This window comes from Parcubacteria group bacterium (assembly GCA_041659505.1).
Lineage (GTDB): Bacteria > Patescibacteriota > Minisyncoccia > Moranbacterales > UBA2206 > UBA9630.
Genome location: JBAZYF010000002.1, coordinates 135,085 through 153,459 on the forward strand (window position 1 = coordinate 135,085; position 18,375 = coordinate 153,459).

17 protein-coding genes are annotated in these 18,375 nt (G+C 42.3%); 2 read left to right on the forward strand and 15 right to left on the reverse strand.

Features of this window, described 5'->3' with window-relative positions:
• Positions 1-16 precede the first annotated feature (16 nt).
• The 11 genes from WC848_03775 to WC848_03825 form a co-directional block, all read right to left on the reverse strand.
• Positions 17-508 carry an acyltransferase gene (locus WC848_03775; GenBank protein MFA5961772.1) on the reverse strand — a complete coding sequence of 164 codons (492 nt, stop codon included), beginning with the start codon at positions 506-508 and terminating at the stop codon, positions 17-19.
• Between the two features lie 31 nt (positions 509-539).
• The gene (locus WC848_03780; protein MFA5961773.1) at positions 540-1,577 is read right to left on the reverse strand and encodes a glycosyltransferase family 2 protein; all 1,038 of its coding nucleotides are present in this window, start codon (positions 1,575-1,577) and stop codon (positions 540-542) included.
• 2 nt (positions 1,578-1,579) lie between these two features.
• Positions 1,580-3,055: a radical SAM protein gene (locus WC848_03785; protein MFA5961774.1), complete on the reverse strand. Its 1,476-nt coding sequence runs from the start codon at positions 3,053-3,055 to the stop codon at positions 1,580-1,582.
• Positions 3,056-3,247: 192 nt separating this feature from the next.
• Positions 3,248-4,243, reverse strand: coding sequence for a glycosyltransferase (locus WC848_03790; GenBank protein MFA5961775.1), 996 nt, complete (start codon positions 4,241-4,243; stop codon positions 3,248-3,250).
• Positions 4,244-4,320: 77 nt separating this feature from the next.
• Positions 4,321-6,198 (reverse strand): hypothetical protein, encoded by a 1,878-nt coding sequence (locus WC848_03795; GenBank protein ID MFA5961776.1) that lies wholly within the window; start codon positions 6,196-6,198, stop codon positions 4,321-4,323.
• Complete coding sequence (locus tag WC848_03800) at positions 6,173-7,072, reverse strand: hypothetical protein (GenBank protein MFA5961777.1); 900 nt, start codon at positions 7,070-7,072, stop codon at positions 6,173-6,175. Before WC848_03800 ends, WC848_03795 begins: the two co-directional genes overlap by 26 nt.
• Positions 7,069-7,335, reverse strand: coding sequence for a hypothetical protein (locus WC848_03805; protein MFA5961778.1), 267 nt, complete (start codon positions 7,333-7,335; stop codon positions 7,069-7,071). The genes WC848_03800 and WC848_03805 overlap by 4 nt, the downstream gene beginning before the upstream one ends.
• Before the next feature lie 91 nt (positions 7,336-7,426).
• On the reverse strand, positions 7,427-8,368 hold the full coding sequence (locus WC848_03810) for a UDP-glucuronic acid decarboxylase family protein (protein MFA5961779.1): 942 nt from the start codon (positions 8,366-8,368) through the stop codon (positions 7,427-7,429).
• A 25-nt stretch (positions 8,369-8,393) separates the two neighbouring features.
• Positions 8,394-9,848 carry a hypothetical protein gene (locus WC848_03815; protein ID MFA5961780.1) on the reverse strand — a complete coding sequence of 485 codons (1,455 nt, stop codon included), beginning with the start codon at positions 9,846-9,848 and terminating at the stop codon, positions 8,394-8,396.
• 136 nt (positions 9,849-9,984) lie between these two features.
• Entirely contained in the window at positions 9,985-10,854 is an 870-nt protein-coding gene (locus WC848_03820; GenBank protein MFA5961781.1) for a hypothetical protein, read from the reverse strand.
• 183 nt (positions 10,855-11,037) lie between these two features.
• Positions 11,038-11,535, reverse strand: a complete 498-nt coding sequence (locus WC848_03825) for a hypothetical protein (protein ID MFA5961782.1) — start codon at positions 11,533-11,535, stop codon at positions 11,038-11,040.
• A 55-nt stretch (positions 11,536-11,590) separates the two neighbouring features.
• Here WC848_03825 and WC848_03830 point away from each other — a divergent pair, with 55 nt between their 5' ends.
• Positions 11,591-13,333 (forward strand): tetratricopeptide repeat protein, encoded by a 1,743-nt coding sequence (locus WC848_03830; GenBank protein MFA5961783.1) that lies wholly within the window; start codon positions 11,591-11,593, stop codon positions 13,331-13,333.
• A 29-nt stretch (positions 13,334-13,362) separates the two neighbouring features.
• Here WC848_03830 and WC848_03835 read toward each other — a convergent pair whose 3' ends face one another.
• The 4 genes from WC848_03835 to WC848_03850 all read right to left on the reverse strand — a co-directional run bounded on the left by WC848_03835 (position 13,363) and on the right by WC848_03850 (position 17,708).
• The gene (locus WC848_03835; GenBank protein ID MFA5961784.1) at positions 13,363-14,298 is read right to left on the reverse strand and encodes a glycosyltransferase family 2 protein; all 936 of its coding nucleotides are present in this window, start codon (positions 14,296-14,298) and stop codon (positions 13,363-13,365) included.
• Positions 14,299-14,302: 4 nt separating this feature from the next.
• Positions 14,303-15,568 (reverse strand): oligosaccharide flippase family protein, encoded by a 1,266-nt coding sequence (locus tag WC848_03840; GenBank protein MFA5961785.1) that lies wholly within the window; start codon positions 15,566-15,568, stop codon positions 14,303-14,305.
• 84 nt (positions 15,569-15,652) lie between these two features.
• Positions 15,653-16,606 (reverse strand): SDR family NAD(P)-dependent oxidoreductase, encoded by a 954-nt coding sequence (locus WC848_03845; GenBank protein ID MFA5961786.1) that lies wholly within the window; start codon positions 16,604-16,606, stop codon positions 15,653-15,655.
• A 28-nt stretch (positions 16,607-16,634) separates the two neighbouring features.
• On the reverse strand, positions 16,635-17,708 hold the full coding sequence (locus WC848_03850) for a GDP-mannose 4,6-dehydratase (protein MFA5961787.1): 1,074 nt from the start codon (positions 17,706-17,708) through the stop codon (positions 16,635-16,637).
• 195 nt (positions 17,709-17,903) lie between these two features.
• Here WC848_03850 and WC848_03855 point away from each other — a divergent pair, with 195 nt between their 5' ends.
• The gene (locus tag WC848_03855) at positions 17,904-18,284 is read left to right on the forward strand and encodes a hypothetical protein (GenBank protein MFA5961788.1); all 381 of its coding nucleotides are present in this window, start codon (positions 17,904-17,906) and stop codon (positions 18,282-18,284) included.
• Positions 18,285-18,375: the final 91 nt, after the last annotated feature.

Sequence of the window (18,375 nt, forward strand, 5' to 3'; positions counted from 1 at the left end):
CTTGTTTATGATTGGCTTAATCAAATCTGTTTCTTATAAAGCGTGCCGGCACTCCTGCGACAATTGAGTATGGCTCAACATTTTTCGTCACAACTGCGTTAGCACCCACAATCGCACCCGTTCCGATGGTCACGCCAGGCGACACAACCACATTCACGCCTAGCCACACATCATCCTCAATTACAACCGACCCTCTCTTTTCTCCTTGAAACATCATAGGAACTTCTTTTTTTTCAAATTTGTGATGGGAAGTTAAGATGCTACAATTCGAAGCAATCATCACATTGTTGCCAATTTTCAGCCCCCCCTGACCGGATATCGTGGAATTACGATTAATTGTAACACAATTTCCCAGCTCAATTCCCGCCGGACTCATCAGATAGCAACCCTTTGCGATAAAAACTCTTTTCCCGATTTTCTTGCAAAAGAGACCCCAAAAAGCCGCACGCATTCTGGCGACTGAAAATACCGTTTCATTAAAAATTTTTTGCAAAATAGCAACCAGCATTATCTGTTTTTTATTCCGATTTAATCCATATTTATTGCTTCCAATTCTCCCGACTCATCTCCGCCTGATTGAATATTCCCACAAATTTGCCCCAAGCATAAACGATGAGTGTCACCCAGCAAGCCGGAAGGTGAAAAAACCAAGCCCTGTCTTTTTTTCTTGAGTAACCAATCAGCGCTTGCCCAAACAAGGGAAAAATCAAAACCGTATAGAGCAAAAATCGCAAAAGTCCCAGCGATGATTCTCCGCCAATTTCAAATTTGCTCCAATCAAACACGCGTGACTTGTTTTTTTTGTGAAAGGTGTAATCCTTAATCCGTCTTTTTTGCTTCCTGATGAATTTGCCAAAATCCGCTTCGCAAAAAGTGTGGATGATGCCAACTTTGACTTTGGCAATTTGAATCGCACCGCACTCGGCGATTTCCTTGGCAATCACGTCGATGTCAAACAGATATTTCCCGGTGTTGATTTTTTGCAAAAAAGCGGTGCGAAAAATTGTGCCGTTCGCGCCGACAGTCGGGATACCAGCCTTGGTTAATTTAATTTTGAGATAATCACCGCAATCAATTTCCTCGTGTGGCACCGCCGTCCATTTTTGGGTCAGATAGTTCCAACGATCATAATTGCCTAAAAATAGGCAGACGGGGTCGTTCATTCCAATTAGCGCGCAGTAACGTTCAATGTAACCGCCTTCACGACGCCAAGTATAGCTGATCGGTTCAGATAGCATAATTTCTTGGTCCGCGAAAGGTGCCACCATTTTTTTCAGCCACCCGGTGTCAGGCAAAAAATTATCCGAATCCAACGTCAGTGCCAGTTCATTTTTCGCCTCGCGCAAGGCCACCGCTTTCCCAGACTCGGCAGTTTTCAAAGGATTAGGAAAAACTTTTCCGCCATACTTTTTAACAATCTCCACTGTTGCGTCAGTCGATCCGCCATCGCCAACCAAAAACTCGAGCCTATCTTTGGGATAGTCCTGCTCAAATAGGCGACGCAAACATTCATCCAGCGTCAACTGCGCGTTGAGCGTCGCCATATAGACACTAATTGTCGGCAAATTATTTTCCATATCTAGCAATTTTCTTTTTTCGTTTTGGAAAAATCAATCATCTTTCCCAGCCATTTCCAGCCGGCTACAAAGAGAAATTTCAAATCACCCCAATTGCGAATGGATATTAATTTCCGCCAGATAAATTGCGGGCTGGCAAATGACTTATACAGCCCCTGCACCAGATCTTTTGCTTCAAGGGAGCTGATCTGCGCTTTCATCACCATTTCCCGCTGGTCATAGTGGGCATAGTCTAGCGTGCGCAATAAATCATTTTCGGCGCAATATTTGTGGAGCGGCGTGCCTGGGTAGGGAATGACGATCGTGCCCTGCAAGGTGTCGACATAACCTTCTTTGAATAATTTTTTGGCGAGTGCAATTGTGCGCTCGGCCATCTCTTTCGTTTCCCAAGGATAACCGATCATGGCTGTGATATGCGGTTCTAGTCCGGCCTCTTTGCACAGCCTGAGTCCCGGCTCAATTTCTTCCACTTTGAGATTTTTGTCGATCCGATCCAGCGTTTCTTGATTGGCCGATTCCAGTCCGAAAAGAATGAAGCGAAAGCCGGCTTTTTTCATCATAGCCCAAATTTTTGGATCGCGAATTCCTGTGATGCGCATATTGCAACTCATCGTAATTTTTTTATTGTACCCTCGCTCAATCATCCCGTTGCAAAAATCTTCCAGCCATTGCCCGATGGGAAGCGAACCGGAATCTTCCATAATTTCCCGCACACCCAGTTTGATCAAATTTTCCACTTCAGCCAGCGCTTTTTGCGCTGACATCGTGCGAAAACTCTTGCCCGGAAAAAGCGTCGTCCAAGAACAGAAAGTACAGCGCCCCCACCAACAATCCCGCCCGCTCATGAGGTATGCGCCAGGAGTATACTTGAAATTGCCATTTTTGTAGGCATACAGTTTCCATTTCGTCAGCTCACGATCGATGAGTGGCAAATCATTGAGGTTGTGCTTGGATAGATCGGCTGGTCCGGAATTAACAATTTTTTGCGCGCCGTCGCGAAACCAAAATCCCCCTTCTAATATCTCGCCATTTTTTAAATGATTCGCCAGATTCAAAAGCATAAAATCATAATCCCCGCTCACCAGCACAAAATCAACCAGCGACTCGCGCAGAGACTCTTCCGGAAAAGCCGTCACATGATCGCCCATCAGGACTATTTTCGCCTTAGGCAATTTGGTTTTGAGCTTGGCAATGATCTCCCAATGCATTTTCACCACTGGTGTTTTTGTCTCAAGGGCAATCAGATCCGGCGCCTCAGCAACTATTCTTTTTTCCCAAGCTTCATAATCCAAACCTTCCGCAATGCCCTCGTCCCAAAAAACGTCATAGCCGTTCTTTTTGAGAAGAGACGCCGCATAAGCGGGAATGACGGGATAGATAAAGGTTGGGGTGCTAAACCACTGAAACTGACGATTTTGACCAAGACAAGCAACGCCCTTTCCTGATTTCAAGGGCGGATAAGAAATAGCGATTTTCATGAGGTCTCTACGAAATACGAGTCCGTACCTACCTGCCGGTGGCTCACCGCCAAAAACTATGGCCGACGGAGCGCAGACAGGCGAATATACGAATCCGCTTTGATCAAGTTATAAATTAAAAAAACGACTTCTAGGTTTCATTTTCTATAATAAACCAAAATGCTATTTTCTCCAAGGCTCTAAAAACACTTACTAACGCATCTTGCTTTTAAGCTCTCGCGTGAAAAGAAAACCTTGCAAAAATCTTGCTCCGTAGACTAGATGTGTAAGAAAAACATACATCAGAGCATAGAGCGCTATCGGTAAATTTTTTTGACGACGCGTGATATCAAAAAGGACAATGAGCATCGCCAGGCTATACATGATCCAGCCCAAAAGATAGAGAATTTCAAAAAAAACAAAAAAATGGCCAAGAATCAGTCCGATAAAAACAAACAGAAAAAAAGCACTGGGGATGAAATAGCGGAATTTGAAGGAAGTTTTGGGATATTTTTTGGCAAAAAATCCGCGATGAATCCCATATCCTCCTATCTGTTTCAAGTGTCGCAAGAGCCCCTCGCGCCGATGATGCCAAACGATCACCGCTGGATCATAAAGAATCTTGTTATTTTCCTTGAGTTTATCAATCACATCCAGACAAAATTTTGTGTCTTCCCCTGGCCAAAAATTACAATCAAAACCGCCTGCCTTGAGAAAGGCGCTCTTACGCACGGTCAGATTGACAGTCGGCCAGTCAGAAACTAGATGTTTTTCTCCCACTGGAACATAGCGCTCAGGAAAGCCGCCAGAAAGTTGACTGAGAAAGACCGCTCCGGAAACTTTTTGCAAAAAACTGTCCGATCCGGGAGTGATCGCCGGACCGCCGACAGCAGCGATACTTTCATCGGAAAAATCTTGATCTAAGATATTCAAAATGTCTTTACGCGGATAAGCATCATCGTCGATAAAAACTAAAAATTCACCCTGCGCATCGCGCACGGCCAAATTTCTTTTCACGGCCGGACCGCGACCACTGCCAATCTGCCTGGTTTTTGGCCAAGCTTCTGCCGTTTCCAGACCTTCGTCCGGATAAATAATAATTTCGTAGTCATCTCGCGAAATCTCCAGAATCTTCGGCACTGATTCGCGAATATAGTCGTTGACAACTTTAACCGGAATGATGAAACTGTATTTTATCAAATTAGCCATTTTTTGAGGTTTACGCACTCACCCTGCTTACTTCCATATTATACACCCACCAAACAAAATTGCGAAACTCTCCGTGCTTATTTTTTCAAATACGCGAGATTCGCCAAAAGCAACTCCTTCCCTTCCGGAGTGACTATTTTGGCAGTGGCAGTTTCGAGGTGCTTTTCCAAAAGCGCGATCTCCAAACTGATTTGTCTCTCCAGTCCCGAAATCAGTGCTAAACGCAGTTTACTATTGAGCGCATAAGCGCAGTTTTCAATCCCCAAAAGGAGCTCTTGGGAAATCTTGAGACTCAGGAGATGGGCGGAAAGAAACTTTTTCTCTGTTTGAGTTTTGATCAGTTTTTGCGCAAAATAGTAATCAATATTTTTTAGTATCGCTCCCGCATCGGTCACAACTTCCACCGAACGTTCCGCTGTTCCGACGTTCCCCGCGTCATCTTTCGCCACGATTTTCAAACCGTGCGTTCCTGGTTTTTGCAAACGCAGATCAATTTCGTTTTTTGCCAAAATTGCATTATCCCAAAAAATTTCCGCCGTAATTTTGTCCGCTTGAGATTGATTATCGCTAAGTGAGTACTCAATTTTAAGCACCCGATCGTTGGGATATTTTTTATTTTCTTTTGGATTCTGAATTTCAACTGTCGGCGCTTCCCTGTCACTATTTTCATCAATCAGTTTTCCCTCTTTAATTTCAACTGTTTTTTCCTCCGTCTCCCCTGCCACAGCCGTGCCAAAAATTTTTGCAGTTGATTCTTCCGCCACCCCGTCGCTACGCTCCGAAATCTTGGCTACCTCCACGCGGTAATCACCGCCATTTCCCGTCCCTTCGGTGATGATTTGATATTCTCCGGTTGACACCGGATCAGGAATAGTGATAAATTCATTTTCAATTCCATTGTAGCCCGTATAATATGCTCCTTTGATCTGATTTATGTCTTCAAGCGGTCGGATCTTTTTCCCTGCCCAATGCAACCCATCTGGCGCGATGATTTGAACGTCGATGGGAGAATACACAGAAACAATTAAAAGATTTTTAATTAATGAATCATCATTTTCTCCAGTTGGCCTAACTCCGGTAAGCAATTCGAGTATGTCTTTTTGCGCTTTTGTTGGAAGATCAACATGCGCAGCATTAATTTCGACATATTCATCACTAGGTATATTTTCACTTTTGGCTGATTCGAGTGGAACGGTTCCGTCTCCAATGCCCTTTGTTAATCCTCTATCTCCAATAAGTGGAATCTCAAAACCAAGAGGGTAACCATGATCCCAATACTTGCCCATTTCTGGAGCGTCAATAACTTTGAATCCAACTATTGTGCCCTCATCACTTCCAGCTTTTCCAACTATTTTATCAAATTCGATATAATTTAATTTGCCTTTTTTCTCTGCACTGTTCAAGTTTTCTAAAAAAATATTCTCAGGATAGTCTAATGGGTAAATTTTATAGACGTCGTCATTCTCAACATCTTGCAAATAATTATACACTGGTAACAATTCTTGCAGTGAAGCGATTGGTCTTTGATGGATATAGTCAAAAAGATCGGCATACTCAGGATTTCTTGCTTCCTGCGCTTCTTGTGTCAATATATGTTTCGTATACATATCCGACAAATCCCAAAACCAGCCATCTCCATCCCATTTCAAATATGCCCCCGGCGCCCCGTTCTGTGGTGTTCCAAGCGTAACTAGTTGATCAATATCATCAGCATAATAATCTGATTCTACATATTCGCGAGCCAGTAGTCCTCCCATTGAATGCGCCACGATGTCCACTTTTGGCCAATTATTTTGCGTTGTAATGTCTTGGATTTTTTGCGCCAGAAGTTTTGCATTTTCAATATTGCTATCGCGCCACTCATAAGGCAACTCAAATAAATCCCTATCTGGGACATACCCATTATCCACAAACTCCTTGTAGAGATTATCATAAGTATGCAAAATCAGATCCATTCGCCATTCGCCATCTTTTTTTTTGTGAACCCAAAATTCCAGGAATAAGCAGCACTGGATCTTGATATTTTTCCTCCGTGAGATGATAGGAGCAGTCAATATTTTCATTGATTGCCTGGAATTCACCATCGCCAAGGTCAAGCACTTTTTCCGGACCAGTACTTTTTCCCCACCAATTGTAGCGAAAATCTGCCATTACTCCATCTTCACCCTTGGAACAAAACACGTCTCCGGTGGCATTGTAAGAAAAAAATGTTCGATTAACTTTCACATCTTCTCCTTTTTCCAGACTAGCCATTATACCCAGATTGTTATCATGGATACGACTTCCGGAAATTCTTAACCTTGAGCCATACCAAGCCATAATTGCCCCAGTTGGACTGTCGGCATAAACAGTACTAACAAATGGATTAAAAAACATCTGTGGCGTATAGCTTCCTCCACCACTAATATCAGCATTCATAATACTCGCTTCTCCGCCATCTTCGATATTTATTGAATAAGCGAATCTAGGATTAGTCTCTTCCGTTTTCTGAAAGATAACAGGGTTTTTTTGTGTTCCCTTCACGAATAATTTTCCCGCCACGTTTAAAGAAGATCTTCTGTCAAATGTCACTTTCACGCCACCTTTAATCACAAGCGTTGCCCCAGCCTCAACAGACACTGTTCCTTCGATGAATTTGTCCGATGTCCATTCCACATAACCCTTGATATCATCCGGACTCTCCTCCTCTCCTCTAACAAAGTCTCTAACGTCATATTTTTTCAATCCGATATTTTCTTTCCCAAAAAACGCTACCTGAAATGGCGAAATTGGTGCTAAGCTTAAAATTAAAGTCAATAAAAAAATACTTATTACTCGTACCCTCTTCATTTTTGTGAGAAATATTTAATTATTAAATATATATTGATTATTGGCCAAATTAAAAGAGCAAAATATCCCAACCATTTCACATCATAAAAATCAAACATCATTGAACCAATGTTCAACAAGAAGCTCAAATTTCCTAAAACTGAAAAAACGACCAACGCTAAAAATTTCTTTTTAGTCGTCGCCAAAATTATCAGCGCAACAAGCACAGACAAACCCAAAAGGCCTAGGCTCAACTTCAAGTCAAATGTTGGATCAGAAAACATACTTTTTTTTGCAAAACTTCCTCCGTCAAAACATTTGCCGGGGAGTTTTTCATTTTAATTTTTATTACGCACTTTATATTAAAAACTTTTTCTACAATTCAATACTCTTGAAATATTCAATCGTTTTTTGCAGACCGGCTTCCAATTGCACCGTCGGCTCCCAATCTAGTTCTTTTTTGGCAAGAGAAATGTCCGGTTTTCGCTGGCGCGGATCATCTTGGGGTAAAGGTTTGAAAATAATCTTGCTTTTGCTTTCCGGAATCATCGCAATCACTTTTTCCGCCAATTCCTTAATGGTAAACTCGATCGGATTGCCAATATTCACCGGGCCGACAAAACCCTGCTCGTTGTTCATCATTTTCACCATGCCGGAAATCAAATCATCGACATATTGAAAACTGCGCGTCTGTGAGCCGTCGCCATAAATCGTGATGTCTTCATTTTTCAAAGCTTGGACGATGAAATTGGAAACCACCCGGCCATCGTGCGGGTGCATATTCGGTCCATAGGTGTTGAAAATGCGAATGACGCGGATCGGCAAATTGTGCTGGCGGTAATAGTCGAAAAAGAGAGTCTCAGCGCAACGCTTGCCTTCATCATAGCAAGAACGGATCCCGATCGGATTGACCCGCCCCCAATAACTTTCCACTTGCGGATGCACCTCTGGGTCGCCATAGACTTCGGAAGTGGACGCTTGCAAAATCCGCGCTTTTGTCCGCTTGGCGAGGCCTAGCATATTGATTGCGCCGTGGACAGATGTTTTGGTCGTCTGCACCGGATCAAACTGATAGTGAATTGGCGAGGCCGGACAAGCGAGGTTATAGATCTGATCAACTTCGACGTAGAGCGGAAAAGTCACATCGTGGCGCAGAAACTCGAATTTTTTGTTTTCCAAAAGATCCAAAATATTATTTTTATTGCCGGTGAAAAAGTTGTCCACGCACAAGACTTCATTTCCTTCCGCCAACAGTTTGCGACAAAGATGCGAACCAATAAATCCGGCTCCGCCGGTTACGAGAATTTTTTTGGACATAAAAAATTTTAAATATTTATAATTTCTAGTTTACCGCCAAACCGGAAGGTCCGGCTGGCGCAATCTCATCACCAAGCTCTGTGGAGAAAGGACTTTCATCCGCTCCAATATCCCAAGGAACGGTGCGCGTATCGCCGTCAATATCAACTGAAAAACTCAAATGAGCATCACTAGCCAAATTCGATCCGGCATCAATCGCTGCGGTGTCAGTGTCATCCAGATGAAAGTCTTCTGCATCCGTGGTCAAATCTGTGAAAGTTAATGTTTGTGAATCAATATTATGGCTGCCCGGAGTATCATCCAAATCGCTTATATTATACTCCGACGCTAAATCAAACGATCCGGTACCACCATAACCGATGCCACAGTTTTGCGCAATATTATTTTTAGCCACAATAGTGCCCAAATCGACTTGAAAACAAACATCCTCGCCACCCAGAGTTGCAAAGGCGCCATAAACGGTGTTGTTGTAGGCATAGAGCGTATTGGACTCACCAATCAGATAAATTCCGCCTTCACTGAAGCCGGAAATAATATTATTCCAAACCTTATACGTTCCCGTCTCAGTTCCCGTAGCCATGATGCCATAGCTGGTCCAGCCTTCCGCTGGTGCTTTTATGATGCAATTACTTATCCTGGTCAGTCCGGAAATGTTGGCCAGGGAAACACCAATCGTATTCCCAGTTCCCATATTATCATCCAAAATTTGCAAACCATCCAGCCAGACATTTGGACCGCCAATATTGATCGGCGGGTCACTCTGATTATCCCCATCAACAGAATGAACTGCTAGCGTATATTTACCCGTCTCACCCCAGACTCCTGCGTGCCGCTGACTTGTGCCTACTTGCGTCGTCAGGTTAGGTGTAAATATTTTAATGAAACGAGTATCATCTGTCGTCCAACCACCAACCATCACGACTCCAGCGCTAACATCATCTTCTGCGTCACCATAACAAGCAATGTTCCATTGCAGATCGCCCGCCACCAAATCATTACCCAGATCATTGGCAGTAGCATCACCTCCAGCCGTCCAGTCATCAAAGTTAGCCACCGTCGAATCAAAAGCTAAACTTTCAATTCCTGCTTCAGCATCAACAAGTGATGTATAGGCACGATAAACACTAACAACCTGCGTAGCGCTGGCGCTATGCGGAGCCCCGCCAGTCGAAGACTGAACGGAAAAAACGGAGCTGGAAGTTCGACCAGTGATAAAAGCCAAATAGACTGTTCCGGAAATATCATATTGCAAAACATCACCTACTCCAACATTATTCGGCATCGCATCAGAAAAAGTTGCCGTTGTGCCGGAAATTGTCACTGTTTCGTGCGTTGTGTTTAGATTGGTAGTATTGGCTGGTCCGACCGAACGATAAATTTGCGTCGCTGCGCTTGCCGAAAAAGAAAAAGACAGACCGCCTAAAAGTAGAAAAGAAAAAAAACATAATTCTAGTACTTTTTTTTGTGTTTCTTTTTTCATCTTTTTTATAATTAAAAAGCTTAACTTATTTGAAGTAATTATACTCCATATTAGACCAAAATGGCAAGTAAAAATACAAAAGGGACTTTTCCGTTTCAGAAAAATCCCTTTTATCGTGTTGCAAAACAAACCATCTTCATGGACAAGACGATGTGCCCACGTTAGACGCAAAGATTATCTTTTTTATCCTTAAGGATTCAAACAGCGGCAATCTTGACACATTTTTATATGAATATGCATTGGCGCTGACAAATCCGATTACACTGCAATCAGGACTAAAATCAGCGCTAACGAGATCGATAACCAAATCTCGATTAAACGTGTGCCACTGACCATCATTGAATAACCCCAACCCGAACGTTGCTATGGTCGCCGTGTGAGAATTAAGCTCGGGATCGATATATTTGTACTGCATCGTAGCGTTTACCGTGGAATTATCAGGAAGTAAAACGGAAAGTATAATCGAGATATAGGGGAGATAGCTTCCCGTCCCTGCCGCTAAAACTTCCACGTACATCTGGGTATTTTTCAGGTCGAGTCCAGTCAAGCTAGTCTTATTTTGACTGGCTGAGGTGGCGGTACCGCTAGTGCCAAAAAGTACTTCTTCGACACCATCGAGTCCATCAATAAGAGCACTACCCCTGACTTTTGTCCAGTTGTCATGGGCACCATTGCCCTCGACAACATTAACAACCAATTCGGTAGAAAAAGCCGACTCAATATTATCACCATAAGCCGTAACGGCGAAATATTGGTTAATGCCCTCCTCAAATTCCATCCCGATATCCGCCAAGTCAATCATTGTGACATTCCCAACATCCACCGGTGGACCATAGACGCCAGACTCCGTTCCGCGATAGAGCTTATAGCCCAATACGGCCGGATCATTGTTTGGACACCACGCCAATTTGACACTAGTCAAAATTGTGGCGCTAGCATTCACCGTCAGTATTGACAAAACTAAAAAAACGACCAAAGATCCAAAAAACCGATTTCTTTTCCTCATGGCTATTTCCTCCCTCTATTTTGAAGTTTTTTGTTTTTTTATGAAAATAAAAAAAGCAGACCTAAAAACACAAGCCTCCTTCTTGTTTTTTTGTTTTTTTATCTTGTTTAGTAAAGAGCCATTTCTTTGTTCAATGATAGTATATTTCCCGCTATAAATCAAGGGGATTCCCCCGTACCAAAATTATTCAAATTTCACCCGCAATTTTTTTCCCAGATACCGCTCATAGTTATCCGGGCTATTGATGTATTGAATGTCAAAATGATGGCTGATGCGGTAGCTGATGAAATAGGATTTCACTGGTGTATCGTCAATAATCACATCCGCCACCAGATGGAAAAATACCCCCAAAGCCAAGGCCAAAAATACAGTTTTGGCTAATTTACTCTTGAGCAAATAGACCAAGAGCAAGAAAATAAGCACATATTCCCAACCATGAAAAAACACATAAATCTTGCCTGATTTCAGAAATTGGTAACCATTTTGGAAATATTCCCATTGCCAATTCCAGCCAAAAGCCAGGAAATAGTCAATGAAATGATCCAGGTCAATCAGAAATCCACCCAAAAAACCGAATGAAAATGCCCAAAACGGCTTTTTCCAAATGCGCCACGCGATAAGACCAGCCAAGAGGCTAAAAAACAAATGGATCGAAAGATGCACCGGTAAAGATAAATTCATAAAAAATATAGCTTAATTTACTTCTTAAGCATAATATATTAGAATTAAAAACACAATGGCACTTAATTCCGACCAGAAAAAATTTATTAAAAAAAATTGGGAAACGCTTTCCTTGGAAGAAATGGCGGCCGATTTGAGTTTGCCGAAAAAAACTATCTTGAAATATCTCAAAAATCATCTGCCAGAAAAAAAATTCCGGAATTTATTCAGTAATAATCCAACTACCAAAGATACGCCTCTTTCAAAAACAAATGACGGCTTTGAACTGAAAACATTCCTTTTGGAAAATATCAACTATTTCATCCTGTTTTTTGTTCTGATTTTTATCAGCTATCTTAATTCTTTCGATAATGCCTTTGTTTCTGATGACATTCTTGGAACACAAAAAAATGCCGCTTTGTCCGACTGGAGCTATCTGCGCTATCTTGCCTCCTGGAGCTTCTTGCCACACTTCATCTTGGTTAAATTCGGACTAATTGCTCCTTTTTATTTTCGCGCCGTAAATATTTTTTTTCACCTTGGATCAACTTGCCTCATTTTTATCATTCTCACTCTTCTGGCTAAAAACAAGCCACTCGCTCTTTTTACCGCCCTGCTGTTCGCCGTCCACCCGATTCTAACCGAATCAATTTCTTGGATCTCCGCTCGTCCCTATGGCCAATATGCCTTTTTCTTTCTCGCCTCATTTCTCCTATACTTGCTCTCTTTTCAATCGATAAAAAATTCAAAAAAACTGCTAGTCTATTCTGGCACACTTTTTTTCTTTGCGCTCGTTTCTTCGGAAAAAGCGGTCGCTCTTTTTGCCATTTTTCCGCTCTATGAATTGGCCTTTGGCAATCTGAAAAAAAATTGGAAAAAATTTTTACCCTTCCTTATTGCTTCTGTCATTTTTACTTCAATCTATCTAACCAGAACGAGTCAAAGATTCTCTGATTTGAACACGCAATATTATGCAGATGCCAGCGGACTGTATAACCCACTGGTGCAAATCCCCGTGGCTATCAGTTCCTACCTTGGCCTCATTTTTTGGCCACAAGGTCTCACGCTCTATCACACAGAATTGACTTTTAACACAATCGGCTATCTCGCTTGCCTTTCTGTCTTTCTTCTTTTTTCCGGCCTCGCTTACTATGGTTGGAAAAAAAATCGCTTTGTCTTTTTTTGGCTTTCATTTTTCTTCATCTCTCTCACTCCAACACTCACTCCGCTCAAAGTTTCTTGGATCGTCGCTGAACGCTACGCCTACATCGGAACACTGGGCATCCTCGCCACTTTCGCTTACTTTTTTACATGGCTCTGGGAAAAATTTCCCCAAAAAAAAGTTTGGCTCTCTGCAATTTTTGCGCTGATAATTTTGGCGCTCTCCATCCGCACGATCGTGCGCAATATTGACTGGGACAATGAGGATAATCTTTGGATTTCCACGGGAAAAACCTCTCCATCCGGACACGTCATCTACAACAACCTCGGCGATGTTTATGCCCGCCGGAAAGATTATGACCGAGCAATTTTAGAATTTAAACGAGCCACCGAAATTAACCCCCGCTACGCCGATGCTTATCATAATCTAGCCAACACCTACCAAGCGATGGGAAAAATAGATGAGGCCATTGCCGGCTACCAAAAAGCGCTGGAACTAAATCCGGCACTTTGGCAATCAGCTCAAAATCTCGCTTCGATTTACTTCACGCGAGGTGAGTTTGGAAAAGCGCATGAAGCAATCAAAAAAGCGGTCGAAATTAGTCCGACCGACCAGAACTTGCAAGCAAATTTAAAGTTGATTGAAAGCAAGTTATGACAGACGTAAATCAAGGATCTTCTCGAAAATTATTTCCGCTTCCTCACGATATACATCGGCCGATTAGTCACTTCAGCGTGGATGTTGGCGATGTAGAGCGCAATAAGCCCAAGACAAACAAGTACGATGCCAATCAAAAACAGAATTACGACCGCTAAAATTGCCGGGCCGGAGAAATAAAGATTATTGGTTATATAGCGGTTAATCATGATGAAAATTCCCAGAAGCCCGGAAAAAAATGTGATAATAATCCCCAGATAGCCAGCCAGCTTCAGAGGAAACAAGCTGAAGGAAATCATGCTATTAAACGCTAGCCGGACCAATTTCCAAAAATTATAGGCCGGAACACCATGGATCCGCTCGTTGGCTTCGAAATAGATATATTCACGCCGAAAACCGAGCCAATCGATCAGCGCGCGCGTCATGCGATTTTTTTCCGTGAGCCGATTGAACTCATCAATCACGATGCGATCCAACAAGCGAAAATCAGTTGCGCGCGTCACAATTTCCATGTCTGATATGCGATTGATCATTTTATAAAACAGATAGGAACCCATTCTTTTTATTAATTTTTCCTTCTTACTTTTCTCTCGCACGCCAACGACAACCTCCGCGCCTTTTTCCCATTTCGCGATAAATTCAGGAATTTTTTCGATCGGATGCTGGAGATCTGCATCTAAAATTATACAAGCTTCTCCGCGACAGCTGTTGATTCCAGCTGTCACTGCGATTTCCTTGCCAAAATTGCGGGAAAAATCCAAAACATTTATCCGAGCATCTTTCTCGGCAATTTTTTCTAATTCCAAAATACTCTTGTCACAACTGCCGTCATTTACAAAAATAAGCTCCCAAATATAAGGAAGTCTGTCGAGTACCGTTTGAATTTTGGCATAAAAAAGCGGAACGTTTTTTTCTTCGTTATAAAGCGGAACAACAATAGAAATCATTTTTTTTCCTGGTTCCATATATTTATGCGGGCTCTTTAGTAAACGAGTTAAAGACAAAAGGCAGCGCGCTGAGCAACGCGACTGTTTGAGCAATAATGCCTATGGCCAGTATAGCAGAAATCGTATGACCGAAAAAGAGCATCGCGCTGGCCGCCGAAACAGCCACAAAGAGCATTCCGTAAACCACCTTCACTCGTTGCAAGGAAAGCAAATATTGCAAAGTCAAGTTCACTAGAGAAAACAGCACCACCATAATCGCAAACCAGCCTAAATAAGCCGAAACCGCGTTATATTTCGCGCCAAAAAGCAAAGACAGAATCAATTTTGGCGCCATAAAATAGACTGCGATAGAAATGACAGACACGATAGTCATCAGAGTGAAGGCCTGCAGGAAAAGTTTTTTTGTGTTGCCATTCTTATGATTATGTTCCGCCGACATGGAAAAAAGCACGGAAGCAATCACGCCGGTCGCAAAAAAAATAATTTTGGAAACAATCGTGAGCGCTCCATATTGCCCCGCAGAAATATCGTCAAGATTATGTTTGGCCAGAACCATATCCAAATTACCCAAAGCATTGATCGCCAGATTACCGAGAAAAAAAGTCATCACCGTAGTTTTCATCGCTCCCAAATTGAGCTCACTGATTTCGTGCTCATCATTTTTTCCGGCCACAAAAATGAATTTAAGACAAATGAGCGCGATAACATAGGTCGCGACAGCAGACAAGAAAAAACTGAACATCAATCCGTTAATTTTAAGTCCGATAGCGATAAAAATCAAAGCGGAAAAGAGCTTCAGAGCACCACCGGCAATCGCGGCCCAGCTTGATTCCTTGAATTTTTGCCAACCGGAAAGCATCCCGGAAGCCCCGGCAGAAAAAAGCGAAAGGAGCATCGAAGTCCAAACAATGATCAGTGGTAGTGTGCTTTCAATATTAAGGAATCGGCTGATAAGCGGAGTAAGGAGAATTGTCACGAGAAAAATCGGTACGCCATATTGCACGACTTTTTTGTTGAAATAACGCAAAAGTTCATAACTCCTTTTTTTGTCATTTTGCGCTTTACACTGCGCGGCATATTTCGTCATCACCATGACAAGCGTCGCCGCGGGAACGGAGATGATCATCATCAGCGAAATGAGCGACTCCGTCTCGCCATAAACCGCCACGCTCACCATTCTTCCCACTACCAAGTGGAAAATGTAATTGAGCACGTTATTCACCATACTGCCGGAAAACAGCACGAAGCTGTTCCAGGCAAAAGCGTTGTTACGAAATTTTTTGAGCATAATTGTTTAACTGCAGTGTCGGTTCAAGTCTCTGACTTGAACCATTTATTTCTTACTCAACTAAGCATCTACAAAAAGTCGCATTTATTTCACCTTGTAGTACTGTTTGTACCACTCCACAAAATTAGCGATCCCCTTCTCAATTCTGGTCGTCGGCTTCCAACCCAGCTTTCGCAGTTTTTTAATATCGGCCACCGTTGAAGGTACATCGCCCGGTTGGATCGGCATCAAATTTTTCTTCGCAATCTTCCTCACATTTTTTTCAATCACTTCAATAAAACGCAAAAGGGTTTCTTCCTTGTCGCCACCAATATTCATCACGCCGTAACCCGTACATTTGTCGAGCACAGTGAGCGTGCCGGACACAATGTCATCAACATAGGTAAAATTGCGACTCATTTTGCCATAATTATACACTTTAATCGGTTCGCCTTTGGTGATCGCATCTGTAAACAGGAACAATGCCATATCCGGCCGACCCCACGGGCCATAGACGGTAAAAAATCGGAGCGCCGTGATGTTAAGTCCGTAGATGTGGCTGTAGGTATGCGCAATGAGTTCGTCCGCTTTCTTGGAAGCGGCATAAGGAGAGATTGGCGTGTCCACCGGATCAGATTCGGAAAAAGGCACTTTTTTGTTGTTGCCATAAACCGAAGAGGATGAGGCAAAAACAAAATTTTTAATTTTATATTTAACCGCGGCTTCCAAAAGATTAAGACTGCCCATAATATTCACATCCGCATATAGTTTTGGATTGAGCAGTGAATTGCGCACGCCGGCCATTGCCGCCAAATGAATCACTTTGTCCAATTTTTCTTTTTTGAATATCTTGTCGATCAATTTTTCATCTCGAATATCTCCACGATAAAGTTTAAATTTATACCCCTTAAGAAATTTTTTAATGCGCGCTTCTTTCAGCGATGGGTCATAATAATCATTGAAATTATCAATAATCACAACTTCATCGCCCCGATCGATCAGCGCCTTCGTGCATGCCGACCCAATAAACCCCGCCCCTCCGGTAATCAGTACCTTCATAGTTTTAATTTATGCTTAAGAAATTAAATTACACATCTTCCATTTTTTTATACCACTCGGGCATCAGGTTAAATATCTCTGCTTGACGCCTGACACCTTCTCGATAATCCATTTGCGGCTCATACCCTAATTGGGTTCTTGCCTTGGTAATGTCTGCACTAGTTGCCACATCCCCAGGATCCGCATCAACAATTTCATACTTTACCGATTCGCCAAGGGCGTCTCCAACTGCATCAAACCAGCTTTTTAGTGGAATTACGTCCGACGTCCCAATATTATAGGCATTGTATCCAATATTTTTATCTAAACACAACAGAAGTCCATCCACCTCGTCATCAATATAAGTAAAATCCTTGGCTGTCTCCAATCCTTTGATTCCATATACAGTCAGCGTTTTACTATTGTGTACATAATTAATAAGCCGTTGGATAAGCATGCCGAAAGGACGCTGTAAAGGGCCATAGATAGGGCCAAAAATTCGAGCAATAGCAATGTTCAGTCCAAAAAGCTTGAAAAACGCATGGCTCAGTACCTCAACCGCAGATTTTGTGGCTCCGTAAACTGACCATGGATAGGACACGCCTTCTTCTTCCTTGACCTTATGATCTTTTTGCCCATAGGCCGAAGCAGTAGAGGCAAACACAAATTGTTTGATTCCAAATTCTTTTGACAATTCCAACAAATTAACTGAACCATCAACATTCACCTGCGTATAGAGTCGGGGTTGTTTTGCTGAAAGTGGGACACCAGCCATAGCCGCCAGATGAATAATCGCGTCTGGCTTGTGCGTTTCGAATAGATTTCTAAGCTTGTCAAAATCAACAATATCCACTTCTTCAAAAACAAACTTTCCTGGCGTGGCATCTGTCTTGGGATAATAGGTAGAAAGTTTTTCGTGCACAGGATTTATTTCTTCAACTTTTGTAAACTCAATAGGCTTATTGGCGGTGAGATTAATCAAGTCCAAATTAAACTCCTTGCAAACGCGAGGATAATATTCTTGAAAATTATCAATTGCAACGACATCATCGCCCCGACGAATAAGCGCCCGCGAGACATAGCTGCCAATAAACCCAGCCCCGCCTGTTACAAGTACTTTCATGATTTTTTGCTGATTTTATTAGTTAAAATTATCATCAAACACTCACCTCCTAATATTAGCCTACTTGAGAAAATATTGGAAGATTGACGAATCCAGTAATCTGTGCTAGGTTATAAAATCAAAACTGTATGGATTGAATATTGCCGACCGGAGAGAAGCCGGTTCTTTGTAAACAACTATAAAGGAGGAAAGTGTATGTCTGTTACCATAATCGAAAATGAATGGATTAAAAACGATGCCCTATTGGAGACAGCTCTCAATAAAATCGTCAAGAGAGTGACACAAACAATGCCACCAACCATCATCGCACTGAAAAAAAATGGCATAACCAACACTAATGATTACAGAATAGTCCGCGAGGATAGAGAATGGCTAATTTCGCTGTTTGGCAGGAAGTTTCTACCTGTCACAGTGATAAAAGAAGTTCTTCTTGTTGTAAGTCGCAACGAGAGTTACCGTGGCTTCGAATGTCACGTAAATCATCCTGACATTTTTGCAATCGTACTCGAGGAAATAGAAAGATTTTATGAGTTAAGCGGGAAAGATGTGGTCGTAATGAAGCAATATCTGAAATAACCCCCTTCGACACTTCCCGCACCATTCTTTTCATTCTCCGGCCGAAGCTACATTTCCTATCCATGGATGTGTAGCTTCTTTATTTTAAAAA